The following is a 12,659-nucleotide window of genomic DNA, read 5'->3' on the forward strand; positions in this document are numbered from 1 at the left end:
TCAGCTAAGGTCGCGGTGGCGAACCTGGACGTTCTTGAGGGTTTGTTGCAGCACCTGGCCCAGGCGTTCAGTCAGGTAGACAGAACGGTGATGGCCGCCGGTGCAGCCGATGGCGATGGTGACATAGGCACGATTACTCGCGGCAAAACGTGGCAACCATTTAAGCAGGTAGCTGGAAATGTCCTGGAACATCTCTTCGACATCCGGTTGCGCAGCCAGGTACTCGGCCACCGGCTGATCCAGCCCCGACTGATCACGCAGCTCCGGCTTCCAGTAAGGGTTGGGCAGGCAGCGAACATCGAACACCAGGTCGGCATCGACCGGCATGCCTCGTTTAAAGCCAAACGACTCGACGAGAAATGCCGTGCCAGGCTCTGGTTGATTCAGCAGGCGTAGTTTGATGGCGTCGCGCAACTGATACAAGTTCAGGCCGGTGGTGTTGATCTTGAGATCGGCGAGGTCGATGATCGGCCCCAGCAGCGTGGTCTCGTCCTCAATGGCCTCGGCCAGCGAGCGGTGAGGGCTGCTCAGAGGGTGACGTCGACGGGTTTCAGAGAAGCGCTTGAGCAGCGTCTCTTCGTCGGCATCCAGGTACAGCACGTCGCAATGGATGTGCTTGGCCCGCACTTCTTCGAGCAATTCAGGAAATCGCGAGAGGTGGCTGGGGAGATTACGTGCATCAATTGAAACGGCAACCAGCGGCTGCGCCAACTCAGTGTGAATCAGCGCACGCTCGGCCAGCTCCGGCAGCAGGCCGGCGGGCAGGTTGTCGATGCAATAGAAGCCATTGTCTTCAAGGACATTGAGTGCGGTGCTTTTACCCGAGCCGGAACGGCCGCTGACGATGATCAAACGCATGATTACTGCCTGTTTTGTTCATCCAGGACAACCTGATAGAGCGCCTCGTTGCTGCTGGCACTGCGCAGTTTGTCGCGTACTTCCTTGCGGTCGAGCATGCTGGCGATCTGCCGGAGCAGTTCCAGGTGTGCATCGGTAGCAGCTTGCGGGACCAGCAGAACGAACAGCAGGTCAACCGGGGCACCGTCGATGGCATCAAAATCGATTTTTTCTTGCAGGTGTAAAAGTGCACTTACGGGAGAAGTACAGCCTTCAAGGCGGCAGTGAGGAATGGCGATGCCGTTACCAAAACCGGTCGAACCCAGCTTTTCACGGTCAATCAGGGCCTTGAACACAACTTGCTCATCCAGCTCAGGCACTTCACGGCTGATCAGGTTGGCGATGTGTTCGAGTGCTTTCTTCTTGCTGCCGCCCGGCGCGTTCACGAGTGAACGGCCGGGGGTCAGGATGGTTTCAAGTTGGATCATGGGGGAGAGTTAACGACCTGTACCTTGCATCAGGTGCAGATACTTTTCCTTATGCTTTATGAGTTGGCGGTCCAGCTTGTCGTAGAGCGAGTCAATCGCTGCGTACATGTCTTCATGCTCCGCATTGGCGACGAGCTTCGCATTCGGTACGTGCAGGGTGGCCTCGATTTTTTGCTTGAGCTTGTCGACCTCCATGATGACCTGCACGTTGGTGATCTTGTCAAAATGCCCCGCAAGCTTGTTCAGCTTGCTCTCGGTGTACTCACGCAGGGGCTTGGTAACTTCCAGTTGGTGTCCACTGATGTTGACTTGCATACAGCTTCTCCTTCGTTGCCAGTGCATAAAGCGGCAGGCAAAACGCCTGCCACTGGAACGCTATGGCCCGCCCGTCACATCAAACGCTTACGCTCGCTGGAAGGCGCGATCCCGAGGGACTCGCGGTACTTGGCGACGGTTCGACGGGCGACCTGAATGCCTTGTGCCTCCAGTAAACCAGCGATCTTGCTGTCACTCAACGGCTTTTTCTGATTTTCCGCAGCAACCAGTTTTTTGATGATCGCGCGGATCGCCGTGGACGAGCATTCGCCGCCTTCAGAGGTGCTGACATGGCTGGAGAAAAAGTATTTCAACTCATAAATACCCCGTGGGGTATGCATGAACTTCTGCGTGGTCACCCGGGAGATCGTTGATTCGTGCATGCCCACCGCCTCGGCAATGTCATGCAGCACCAACGGTTTCATTGCCTCGTCGCCATATTCCAGGAAGCCGCGCTGGTGTTCGACGATCTGGGTGGCCACTTTCATCAGGGTTTCATTGCGGCTTTGCAGGCTCTTGATGAACCAGCGCGCTTCCTGCAACTGGTTGCGCATGAAGGTGTTATCGGCACTGGTGTCGGCGCGGCGCACAAAGCCTGCGTATTGCGGGTTGACGCGCAAGCGTGGCACCGATTCCTGGTTAAGCTCCACCAGCCAGCGCTCGTTGTCCTTGCGCACGATCACGTCGGGAACGACGTATTCGGCTTCGCTGGACTCGATTTGCGAGCCGGGGCGCGGATTGAGGCTCTGTACCAGCTCGATGACCTGGCGCAGGTCGTCTTCCTTGAGCTTCATGCGGCGCATCAGTTGGCTGTAGTCGCGGCTGCCCAGCAGGTCGATGTAATCGGTGACCAGGCGCTGGGCCTCTGCGAGCCAAAGCGTCTTGGCGGGCAGTTGACGCAATTGCAGCAACAGGCACTCGCTGAGGGTGCGAGCGCCGATGCCGGCGGGCTCAAACTGTTGAATGCGGTGAAGGACGGCTTCGATTTCGTCCAGCTCGATGTCCAGCTCCGGGTCGAAGGCCTCGAGGATTTCATCAAGGGTTTCGTCCAGGTAGCCCTGGTTATTGATGCAGTCGATCAGAGTGACAGCGATCAGGCGATCGGTGTCGGACATCGGCGCTAGGTTAAGTTGCCACAACAAATGGCTTTGCAGGCTTTCGCCAGCGGACGTGCGGGTGGTGAAATCCCATTCGTCATCGTCATTGCTGGGCAGGCTGCTGGCGCTGGTCTGGTAAACGTCTTCCCACGCGGTATCCACGGGAAGGTCGTTGGGGATGCGTTCGTTCCATTCTCCTTCCTCAAGGTTATCCACCGTTGGGGCGGTTTCCTGATAGGAGGGTTCCTGCACGTCGGAGTTGGGTTTTTGCTCGATGTTGTCGGCCAGCGGGTCTGCATTATCGAAGTCGTCGCCTTCTTCCTGGCGTTCGAGCATCGGATTGGACTCCAGGGCCTCCTGGATTTCCTGTTGCAGGTCCAGGGTCGACAATTGGAGCAGGCGGATGGCCTGTTGCAGCTGAGGTGTCATCGTCAGCTGCTGGCCCATTCTCAGGACTAGCGATGGTTTCATGGCAGGGGCTTAACACCTTATTCGCCGGCGCAATGCGCCATCCACGACAGGGCGCGTGAGCGCCAAACATAAGCAAATTATATGCCTGATGTCGGGGGCTTTGCCTAGAGCGCGGTAACAATAAAAAAAAGAGGTTTTTATTGACTCCCGCGCGCCTTGGCGAACAGCCGTGACACCACGGTGCTTACAGGCGGAACTCGTGGCCCAGATACACTTCCTTGACCAGTTCGTTAGCCAGGATTGTGGCTGAATCGCCCTCGGCGATCAGCTGGCCATCGTTGACGATATAAGCCGTTTCACAGATATCGAGGGTTTCACGGACGTTGTGGTCAGTGATCAACACGCCGATGCCCTTGGCTTTGAGGTGATGGATGATCTGTTTGATGTCGCCGACCGAGATCGGGTCAACGCCGGCAAACGGTTCGTCCAGCAGGATGAACTTCGGTGCGGTTGCCAGTGCACGTGCGATTTCCACGCGACGGCGCTCACCACCGGACAGGCTCATGCCGAGGTTGTCGCGAATGTGGTTGATGTGGAATTCCTGAAGCAGGCTTTCCAGCTCCTTGCGGCGGCCGTCACGGTCGAGCTCCTTGCGGGTCTCGAGGATCGCCATGATGTTGTCCGACACCGACAGTTTGCGAAAGATCGACGCCTCCTGTGGGAGATAGCCGATACCTGCGCGTGCGCGGCCGTGCATCGGCTGGTGGCTCACGTCGAGGTCGTCGATCAATACACGGCCCTGATCCGCCTGGACCAGTCCGACGATCATATAGAAGCATGTAGTTTTACCGGCACCGTTAGGGCCGAGCAGGCCGACGATCTGGCCGCTGTCGATCGACAGACTGACGTCGCGCACGACCTGACGGCTTTTGTAAGCCTTGGCCAGATGCTGGGCTTTAAGGGTTGCCATTAGTTCGCCTTCTTCGCAGCGGGTTTAGGCGCAGGCTGAGCGGCAGCGTCTTTCTGCTTGGGCTGGATAACCATGTCGATACGCGGCTTCGGCGTGCCGATCTTCGCGCCAGTGGCGCGACCCGCCTGAGCGATCTGCTTCACGGTGTCATAGGTGATTTTCTCACCGTCCGTGGTGTTGCCATCGCTGCTCACAACCCTGGCCTGATCGATCAGGATGATACGGTTTTGCTGGGCGTGATACTGGATGGTCTTGCCGTAGCCCTTCATCGGAGCAGGGTCTGCAGCAGCCTGCTTCTGTTCGAAATAGGCCAGGTTACCCACCGAAGTCACCACGTCGATGTCACCCGCAGGCGTACGCGTGAGCGTCACCGTGTTGCCGGTAATTTTCATCGAACCTTGGGTGATGATCACGGCGCCGGTATAGGTTGCAACGCCTTGCTTGTCATCCAGCTGCGCATCGTCAGCCTGAATGTGGATCGGTTGCTGGCTATCGTTCGGCAGAGCCCAGGCGCTCACGCTTCCCAGTGCTGCGCCCAGACCGAGCAAAATAGGGAGGGTTTTAACGAGCCTCATACTGTCCTCTTACGTTCGATAGCAGGTGTATCCTGCTTTCTTTCAAATACGCTTTCATTCCCTTGCCAGTCGATACACCGCCAGCGCCGTCGATTCTAACGTCTTGCTCGGTCTGCGCATATTGCTGTTGTGGGAAAACGGTCATGCGACTGCTGGTAATAATAGTGTCGCGGTTCTTATCGTCAGTACGTGCAACACGTACCGAGTCGATCAGTTCTACCTGAGTACCGTCCGGGTTGACCTCGCCATGCTTGCTGGTGACATGCCAAGGGAACTCAGTGCCGCGGTACAGGTTCATGTCCGGGTTGGTCAGCAACGTGACTTCGGACGACTTCAAGTGCTCGACTTTGTCCGAGTTCATCTCGTACTGAAGCTTGCCATCCGGCAGGAACTGCACGCTGTAGGCATTGATGGCGTAATAGTCGATAGCGCCTTCGTCAACCTGCGCGCCAGATCTGTCGAGAAAGCGTTCGGGGCTGATATTCCAGTAGCCTACCGCCAGAAACAGTGCGGCGATGACCCCGAACAGCAGGAAATTGCGAATCTTTTTGCTCAGCATAAAACGCTCTATAAGTAGGCGGCGTGTGCCGCTTCAAGGCTGCCCTGGGCACGCAGGATCAATTCGCAGAACTCGCGGGCGGCACCTTCGCCGCCACGGGCTGTGGTGATGCCATGGGCGTGCTCGCGAACAAAAGTCGCCGCATTGGCGACGGCCATACCCAGGCCTACGCGGCGGATAACCGGGAGGTCAGGCAGGTCATCGCCCAAGTAGGCGACCTGCTCATAGCTTAGGTTGAGTTGGCCAAGAAGCTCGTCCAGAACCACCAGTTTATCCTCACGGCCCTGATACAGGTGAGGAATACCCAGGTTTTGTGCACGGCGTTCCACAACCGGTGTTTTTCGACCGCTGATAATCGCAGTTTGCACGCCCGCGGCCATCAACATTTTGATGCCTTGGCCATCGAGGGTGTTGAACGTCTTGAATTCACTGCCATCTTCGAGGAAGTACAGGCGGCCGTCGGTCAGCACGCCATCGACGTCGAAAATTGCCAGTTTGATGTTTTTACCGCGTTGCAGCAGGTCGCTGGTCATTTACATCACTCCCGCACGCAGCAAGTCGTGCATGTTCAGTGCGCCAACCGGGTGATCGTCGCCGTCGACAACTACCAGCGCAAGAATCTTGTGGTCTTCCATGATCTTCAACGCTTCGGCCGCGAGCATTTCCGGGCGTGCGGTCTTGCCGTGAGGGGTCATGACTTCATCGATCGTAGCCGTTTGAATGTCGAGATTGCGGTCCAGCGTGCGGCGCAGGTCACCGTCAGTAAAAACGCCGGCCAGACGCCCGTCGGACTCCAGAATGACAGTCATGCCCAGGCGCTTGAGGGTCATTTCCATCAGCGCGTCCTTTAAAAGGGTGCCGCGCTGGACGTGGGGCAGTTCATCCCCCGAATGCATGACATTTTCCACTTTCAGCAACAGGCGACGGCCGAGAGCGCCGCCTGGATGCGAAAACGCGAAATCTTCAACTGTAAAACCGCGAGCTTCCAAGAGCGCCACGGCCAAGGCATCGCCCATGACCAGTGCGGCGGTGGTCGAGGACGTCGGCGCCAGGTTCAGCGGGCAGGCTTCGTGGGCTACGTGAACATTCAAGTTCACTTCCGCGGCCTTGGCCAGCGTCGAATCCGGGTTGCCGGTAATGCTGACCATCTTGATGCCCAGGCGCTTGATCAGCGGCAGCAGGGTCACGATTTCGTTGGTGGTGCCGGAGTTCGACAAGGCGAGGATGATGTCATCCTTGGTGATCATGCCCATGTCGCCGTGGCTGGCTTCGGCCGGATGTACGAAAAAAGCCGTGGTTCCGGTGCTGGCCAGCGTGGCGGCAATCTTGTTGCCAACGTGGCCTGACTTGCCCATGCCAACCACGACAACGCGGCCTTTGCTGGCCAGAATCATCTCGCAGGCACGTACGAAATCCGCGTCGATATGGGCCAGCAAGCCCTCTACGGCTTCTAGCTCGAGGCGGATGGTGCGTTGTGCGGATTGAATAAGGTCGCTGGATTGGCTCATGTCTGAAATCGTATAGCCTGACGAAAAGTCGGCGATTATAGCGGTAATGATCAATTCCCTCACGCAAGTTCGTCAGGGTTTATTCTGCTAGTGCACGAGAATCATGCCCAGCAAGGTTTTTTGCCTGTCCCGAATCTGAACGAGCGCTGTTCCGGCCTTGGGGGCTCTGTACCACCAGTGATATAGTTCGCCGCCAGTTCGGTCCGCCCAACCCATGTGACTAATGAATGCGCACCTGTTGCAAACTATTGCGCACCCATTGCAAACGAATGTCGCAAACATGGTGTCTGAGTGAAAGGCTGCATCCCAAGGAGATTAGATGAGTGCCGATAACGCCTACGCGGTCGAGCTGAAGGGCCTTACCTTCAAGCGCGGGACGCGCAGCATCTTCAATAACATCGATATTCGCATTCCCCGCGGTAAAGTCACGGGCATCATGGGGCCTTCCGGTTGCGGCAAGACCACCCTGTTGCGCCTGATGGGCATGCAATTGCGCCCTAGCGCCGGCGAAGTGTGGGTCAACGGCCAGAACCTGCCGACACTGTCGCGCAGCGATCTGTTCGATGCCCGCAAGCATATGGGCGTTCTGTTCCAGAGCGGTGCCTTGTTCACCGACCTCGATGTTTTCGAAAACGTGGCGTTTCCGCTGCGGGTGCATACCCAGCTGTCCGATGAAATGATTCGTGACATCGTGTTGCTGAAACTGCAGGCCGTGGGCCTTCGCGGTGCCATCGACCTGATGCCTGACGAATTGTCCGGCGGCATGAAGCGCCGTGTCGCGTTGGCGCGTGCCATTGCTCTCGATCCGCAGATCCTCATGTATGACGAGCCCTTCGTCGGTCAGGACCCCATTGCCATGGGTGTGCTGGTGCGGCTGATCCGCCTGCTCAACGATGCGCTCGGCATCACCAGTATCGTGGTGTCCCACGACCTGGCTGAAACCGCGAGCATCGCCGACTACCTCTATGTGGTAGGCGATGGCCAGGTGTTGGGGCAGGGCACGCCTGAAGAGCTGATGAACGCTGACAACCCGCGCATTCGCCAATTCATGACCGGCGATCCCGATGGCCCGGTGCCTTTTCATTTTCCGGCAGCGGACTACCGCTCAGATCTTCTGGGGAAGCGCTGATGCGCAAGACATCTCTCATCGAAAAGGTTCGCCTTTTCGGTCGCTCGGGCATCGACATGGTCGAAGTGCTTGGGCGTTCGACGATTTTCCTGTTTCACGCGTTGCTCGGTCGCGGCGGCATCGGTGGCGGCTTTGGCCTGCTGCTAAAGCAACTGCACTCCGTAGGCGTGATGTCCCTGGTCATCATCGTGGTTTCCGGGATTTTCATCGGCATGGTGCTGGCGTTGCAGGGGTTCAATATCCTCTCCAGCTACGGCTCGGAGCAGGCAGTGGGGCAGATGGTCGCCCTGACGCTGTTGCGTGAGCTGGGCCCGGTGGTCACCGCCTTGCTGTTTGCCGGGCGCGCAGGTTCTGCGCTGACTGCCGAGATCGGCAACATGAAGTCCACCGAGCAGTTGTCCAGCCTGGAAATGATCGGCGTGGACCCACTCAAGTACATTGTTGCCCCGCGCCTGTGGGCCGGCTTCATTTCCCTGCCACTGCTGGCGATGATTTTCAGCGTGGTGGGCATCTGGGGCGGTTCGTGGGTGGCGGTTGACTGGTTGGGCGTCTATGACGGCTCGTACTGGGGCAACATGCAAAACAGCGTGACCTTCAGCGGCGACGTGCTCAATGGCATCATCAAAAGCATCGTTTTCGCCTTTGTAGTGACGTGGATCGCCGTATTCCAAGGCTATGACTGTGAGCCCACTTCTGAAGGGATCAGTCGCGCCACCACCAAGACCGTTGTGTACGCCTCGCTGGCGGTACTGGGCCTTGACTTCATTTTGACCGCCTTGATGTTTGGAGATTTCTGATGCAAAACCGCACTGTGGAAATCGGTGTCGGCCTTTTCTTGCTGGCTGGCATCCTGGCTTTACTCTTGCTGGCCCTGCGAGTCAGTGGCCTTTCGGCCAGCCCGACCGCCGATACTTATAAACTTTACGCTTACTTCGACAATATCGCCGGTTTGACTGTCAGAGCTAAAGTGACCATGGCCGGTGTAACCATCGGCAAGGTCACGGCAATCGATCTGGATCGCGACAGCTTCACCGGGCGAGTGACCATGCAGGTAGACAAGAAGGTAGATAATCTGCCGACTGACTCCACTGCATCTATTCTCACTGCGGGTCTGCTGGGCGAGAAGTACATCGGCGTCAGCGTGGGCGGGGAAACAGCCCTGCTCAAGGATGGTTCGACAATCCACGACACACAGTCGTCGCTGGTGCTTGAAGACTTGATCGGTAAATTCCTGCTCAATACGGTCAATAAAGACGCCAAATGAGGAATCTGTTCATGATCTCTACCTTGCGACGTGGCCTGCTGGTGCTGCTTGCAGCGCTGCCCCTGATGGCCAACGCGGCGGGTTCTGCGCACGATCTGGTGCAGGACACGACCAACAAAATGTTGGCTGACCTGACCGCCAACAAAGAGCAGTACAAGCAAGACCCAAGCAAGTTCTACGATGCGCTCAACACCATTGTTGGGCCAGTGGTTGATGCCGAAGGCATTTCCCGCAGCATCATGACGGTCAAGTATTCGCGCAAGGCAACGCCTGCGCAGATGCAGACCTTCCAGGAAAACTTCAAAAAGGGCCTGTTCCAGTTCTACGGTAATGCCCTGCTGGAATACAACAACCAGGGGATTACCGTTGCTCCGGCCGGGGATGAGTCAGGTGATCGCACCAGCGTCAACATGACCGTCAAGGGCACCAACGGCGCCGTCTACCCTGTGCAGTACACGCTGGAGAAGGTCAAAGGCGAGTGGAAGCTGCGCAACGTGATCATTAACGGCATCAACATTGGCAAGCTGTTCCGCGATCAGTTCGCTGACGCCATGCAGCGCAATGGCAACGACCTGGACAAGACCATCAATGGTTGGGCCGGTGAAGTTGCCAAGGCCAAGGAAGAAACCGACAAACAAGCTGCCGGGAAGCCTGCGCAATGACCGAGTCGGCTGTTCGGCTTGGTGACGCCGGCGAATTATTCCTGAGCGGCGTGCTTGATTACCGCTCCGGGCCTGACCTGCGCAAGCAGGGCCAGGCGCTGATCAACAGCAGCAACGCGCCTGCGCTGGTGCTGGATTGCTCGGCAGTGACCAAGTCCAGCAGCGTCGGTTTGTCATTGTTGCTGTGCTTCATGCGGGATGCCGAGGCGGTCAAAAAACCGGTCAGCATCCGTGCGTTGCCTGAGGATATGCGCGAAATTGCCGAGGTTTCCGGTCTGACCGAGCTTCTGGCGCATCCTTAATAGCCAATATCAAGGAAGCCCCCCGTCAGAGTCCTGCTATGCGGGGTTCGCAGGCGCGGGGCTTTTTTGTATGATGTGCGACCCGTGCGCACTGGGCGCCGATAGAGGTTGAGCATGCAGGCCCTAGAAGTTAAAAGCTTCCTTGAAGGAAAGCTGCCCGAAACGAACGTAGAAGTTGAAGGCGAAGGCTGCAATTTCCAGCTGAACGTGATTAGCGATGAACTGGCGGCACTGAGCCCGGTCAAGCGTCAACAGCAGATCTATGCCCATTTAAACCCGTGGATCACCGATGGCAGCATCCACGCGGTCACTATGAAATTTTTCAGCCGCGCGGCCTGGGCCGAGCGCACCTGAGCCCCCAAGGCGTCGAGATTCTTATGGATAAATTGATTATTACCGGCGGTGCCCGCCTTGATGGCGAGATCCGCATTTCCGGTGCGAAAAACTCCGCCTTGCCGATTCTGGCAGCGACCCTGCTGTGCGATGGCCCGGTAACTGTGGCTAACCTGCCGCACTTGCACGACATCACCACCATGATCGAACTGTTCGGTCGCATGGGCATTGAGCCTGTGATCGACGAAAAACTGTCCGTCGAAATCGACCCGCGCACCATCAAGACCCTGATCGCTCCGTACGAGCTGGTGAAAACCATGCGTGCGTCGATCCTGGTGCTGGGCCCGATGGTTGCCCGTTTCGGTGAGGCTGAAGTGGCACTGCCTGGCGGTTGCGCCATTGGTTCGCGTCCGGTCGACCTGCACATCCGTGGCCTTGAAGCCATGGGCGCAACCATCGACGTCGAAGGCGGCTACATCAAGGCCAAGGCGCCGGAAGGCGGCCTGCGTGGTGCCAACTTCTTCTTTGATACCGTCAGCGTGACCGGTACCGAGAACATCATGATGGCCGCCGCTCTGGCCAACGGCCGCAGCGTCCTGCAAAACGCCGCGCGCGAGCCGGAAGTCGTCGACCTGGCCAACTTCCTGATCGCCATGGGTGCCAACATCACCGGCGCCGGCACTGACACCATCACCATCGACGGTGTTAAGCGTCTGCACTCGGCCACTTATAAAGTGATGCCGGACCGTATCGAGACCGGCACCTACCTGGTGGCGGCTGCCGTCACGGGTGGCCGCGTCAAGGTCAAGGACACCGATCCGACCATCCTTGAAGCCGTCCTGGAAAAACTCAAGGAAGCCGGTGCTGAAATCACCACCGGTGCCGACTGGATCGAGCTGAACATGCACGGCAAGCGGCCTAAAGCCGTCAACGTGCGGACCGCTCCTTACCCGGCGTTCCCGACCGACATGCAAGCGCAGTTCATTTCCTTGAACGCGATTGCCGAAGGCACCGGTGCCGTGATCGAAACCATCTTCGAAAACCGCTTCATGCACGTGTATGAACTGCACCGCATGGGCGCCAAGATCCAGGTCGAAGGCAACACGGCCATCGTCACCGGTATCGATAAGCTCAAGGGCGCGCCAGTGATGGCCACCGACCTGCGTGCGTCGGCCAGCCTGGTCATCTCGGCGCTGTGCGCTGACGGCGACACTTTGATCGACCGCATCTACCACATAGACCGTGGTTACGAGTGCATCGAAGAAAAACTGCAGATGCTCGGCGCCAAGATCCGCCGCGTACCGGGCTAGGTCCAGTAGCTGTAAACACCGTCACTGTGGCGAGCGGGCTTGTCGAGTCGTCGCACCGCCCGCGTAGCGACCCCAAAACGGGACTGCTATGCAGTCCAGCGCTGGGCAAGCCTGCTCGCCACGGGATGGTGTTTTGCTGTTAACTGAGCGTGTCCCTGCTGAACTTGTTTCAAATCGAGGCTGTAATGGCCTCGATCTGTGTCTGGCGCCGTTTGCGACCGGACAGCAATAGCCTGATGAAGGACTGACGTTTCCCATGTTGACCATCGCACTGTCCAAGGGCCGCATCCTTGACGACACTTTGCCGCTTCTGGCTGAAGCGGGCATCGTGCCGACCGAGAATCCGGACAAGAGCCGCAAGCTGATCATCCCCACGACCCAGGACGACGTTCGCCTGCTGATCGTGCGTGCCACTGACGTGCCGACTTACGTTGAACATGGCGCAGCCGACCTCGGTGTCGCGGGTAAAGACGTGTTGATGGAATACGGCGGCCAGGGCCTGTACGAGCCGCTGGACCTGCGTATCGCCCTGTGTAAGCTGATGACCGCCGGCCGTGTCGGTGACGTCGAGCCTAAAGGCCGCCTGCGCGTGGCGACCAAGTTCGTCAACGTCGCCAAGCGTTACTATGCCGAGCAAGGTCGCCAGGTCGACATCATCAAGCTTTACGGCTCGATGGAGCTGGCACCGCTGATCGGCCTGGCCGACAAGATCATCGACGTAGTCGACACCGGCAACACGCTGCGTGCCAACGGTCTTGAGCCTCAGGATTTCATTGCCGACATCAGCTCGCGACTGATCGTCAACAAAGCTTCGATGAAAATGCAACACGCCCGAATCCAGGCGTTGATCGACACCCTGCGCAAGGCAGTGGAGTCTCGACACCGCGGTTGACTCACCT

The 12,659-nt window shown here is 57.9% G+C and carries 17 protein-coding genes; 8 read left to right on the plus strand and 9 right to left on the minus strand.

Going from position 1 to position 12,659, the window contains the following annotated elements; all coding sequences use genetic code 11:
- The 9 genes from rapZ to ABWL43_RS04545 all read right to left on the minus strand — a co-directional run bounded on the left by rapZ (position 1) and on the right by ABWL43_RS04545 (position 6,760).
- Positions 1-858 carry an RNase adapter RapZ gene (gene rapZ, locus ABWL43_RS04505; RefSeq protein WP_145165179.1) on the minus strand — a complete coding sequence of 286 codons (858 nt, stop codon included), beginning with the start codon at positions 856-858 and terminating at the stop codon, positions 1-3.
- A 2-nt stretch (positions 859-860) separates the two neighbouring features.
- Positions 861-1,325 (minus strand): PTS IIA-like nitrogen regulatory protein PtsN, encoded by a 465-nt coding sequence (ptsN, locus tag ABWL43_RS04510; RefSeq protein WP_058419319.1) that lies wholly within the window; start codon positions 1,323-1,325, stop codon positions 861-863.
- 9 nt (positions 1,326-1,334) lie between these two features.
- A complete protein-coding gene (hpf, locus tag ABWL43_RS04515; protein ID WP_106578678.1) occupies positions 1,335-1,640 on the minus strand; it encodes a ribosome hibernation-promoting factor, HPF/YfiA family in 306 nt (101 codons plus the stop codon).
- Positions 1,641-1,714: 74 nt separating this feature from the next.
- Entirely contained in the window at positions 1,715-3,208 is a 1,494-nt protein-coding gene (locus ABWL43_RS04520) for an RNA polymerase factor sigma-54 (RefSeq protein ID WP_145165177.1), read from the minus strand.
- A 184-nt stretch (positions 3,209-3,392) separates the two neighbouring features.
- Positions 3,393-4,118: an LPS export ABC transporter ATP-binding protein gene (lptB, locus tag ABWL43_RS04525; RefSeq protein ID WP_016974288.1), complete on the minus strand. Its 726-nt coding sequence runs from the start codon at positions 4,116-4,118 to the stop codon at positions 3,393-3,395.
- Positions 4,118-4,693, minus strand: coding sequence for a lipopolysaccharide transport periplasmic protein LptA (gene lptA, locus ABWL43_RS04530; protein ID WP_145165175.1), 576 nt, complete (start codon positions 4,691-4,693; stop codon positions 4,118-4,120). Before lptA ends, lptB begins: the two co-directional genes overlap by 1 nt.
- A complete protein-coding gene (gene lptC / locus ABWL43_RS04535; RefSeq protein ID WP_242194688.1) occupies positions 4,680-5,252 on the minus strand; it encodes an LPS export ABC transporter periplasmic protein LptC in 573 nt (190 codons plus the stop codon). The genes lptA and lptC overlap by 14 nt, the downstream gene beginning before the upstream one ends.
- A gap of 8 nt (positions 5,253-5,260) precedes the next feature.
- Positions 5,261-5,785 (minus strand): HAD family hydrolase, encoded by a 525-nt coding sequence (locus ABWL43_RS04540; RefSeq protein WP_145165171.1) that lies wholly within the window; start codon positions 5,783-5,785, stop codon positions 5,261-5,263.
- Entirely contained in the window at positions 5,786-6,760 is a 975-nt protein-coding gene (locus tag ABWL43_RS04545; RefSeq protein ID WP_404486924.1) for a KpsF/GutQ family sugar-phosphate isomerase, read from the minus strand.
- Positions 6,761-7,079: 319 nt separating this feature from the next.
- On the opposite strand from ABWL43_RS04545, the gene ABWL43_RS04550 reads away from it, so the two are divergent.
- The 8 genes from ABWL43_RS04550 to hisG all read left to right on the plus strand — a co-directional run bounded on the left by ABWL43_RS04550 (position 7,080) and on the right by hisG (position 12,652).
- On the plus strand, positions 7,080-7,889 hold the full coding sequence (locus ABWL43_RS04550) for an ATP-binding cassette domain-containing protein (RefSeq protein WP_262207110.1): 810 nt from the start codon (positions 7,080-7,082) through the stop codon (positions 7,887-7,889).
- Positions 7,889-8,686 (plus strand): lipid asymmetry maintenance ABC transporter permease subunit MlaE, encoded by a 798-nt coding sequence (gene mlaE, locus ABWL43_RS04555; protein WP_106578684.1) that lies wholly within the window; start codon positions 7,889-7,891, stop codon positions 8,684-8,686. The genes ABWL43_RS04550 and mlaE overlap by 1 nt, the downstream gene beginning before the upstream one ends.
- Complete coding sequence (gene mlaD / locus ABWL43_RS04560; protein ID WP_005784855.1) at positions 8,686-9,153, plus strand: outer membrane lipid asymmetry maintenance protein MlaD; 468 nt, start codon at positions 8,686-8,688, stop codon at positions 9,151-9,153. Before mlaE ends, mlaD begins: the two co-directional genes overlap by 1 nt.
- Before the next feature lie 11 nt (positions 9,154-9,164).
- Positions 9,165-9,815: a phospholipid-binding protein MlaC gene (locus ABWL43_RS04565; RefSeq protein ID WP_119736621.1), complete on the plus strand. Its 651-nt coding sequence runs from the start codon at positions 9,165-9,167 to the stop codon at positions 9,813-9,815.
- Positions 9,812-10,117, plus strand: a complete 306-nt coding sequence (locus ABWL43_RS04570) for a lipid asymmetry maintenance protein MlaB (RefSeq protein ID WP_106578686.1) — start codon at positions 9,812-9,814, stop codon at positions 10,115-10,117. Before ABWL43_RS04565 ends, ABWL43_RS04570 begins: the two co-directional genes overlap by 4 nt.
- A 114-nt stretch (positions 10,118-10,231) precedes the next feature.
- Positions 10,232-10,471, plus strand: a complete 240-nt coding sequence (locus ABWL43_RS04575; RefSeq protein WP_008434291.1) for a BolA family protein — start codon at positions 10,232-10,234, stop codon at positions 10,469-10,471.
- Positions 10,472-10,494: 23 nt separating this feature from the next.
- Positions 10,495-11,760 (plus strand): UDP-N-acetylglucosamine 1-carboxyvinyltransferase, encoded by a 1,266-nt coding sequence (murA, locus tag ABWL43_RS04580; protein WP_106578687.1) that lies wholly within the window; start codon positions 10,495-10,497, stop codon positions 11,758-11,760.
- A gap of 256 nt (positions 11,761-12,016) precedes the next feature.
- Entirely contained in the window at positions 12,017-12,652 is a 636-nt protein-coding gene (hisG, locus tag ABWL43_RS04585) for an ATP phosphoribosyltransferase (RefSeq protein ID WP_003188599.1), read from the plus strand.
- Positions 12,653-12,659: the final 7 nt, after the last annotated feature.

The sequence above is a fragment of the Pseudomonas sp. HT11 genome, assembly GCF_044875395.1.
Taxonomy (GTDB): Bacteria; Pseudomonadota; Gammaproteobacteria; order Pseudomonadales; family Pseudomonadaceae; genus Aquipseudomonas.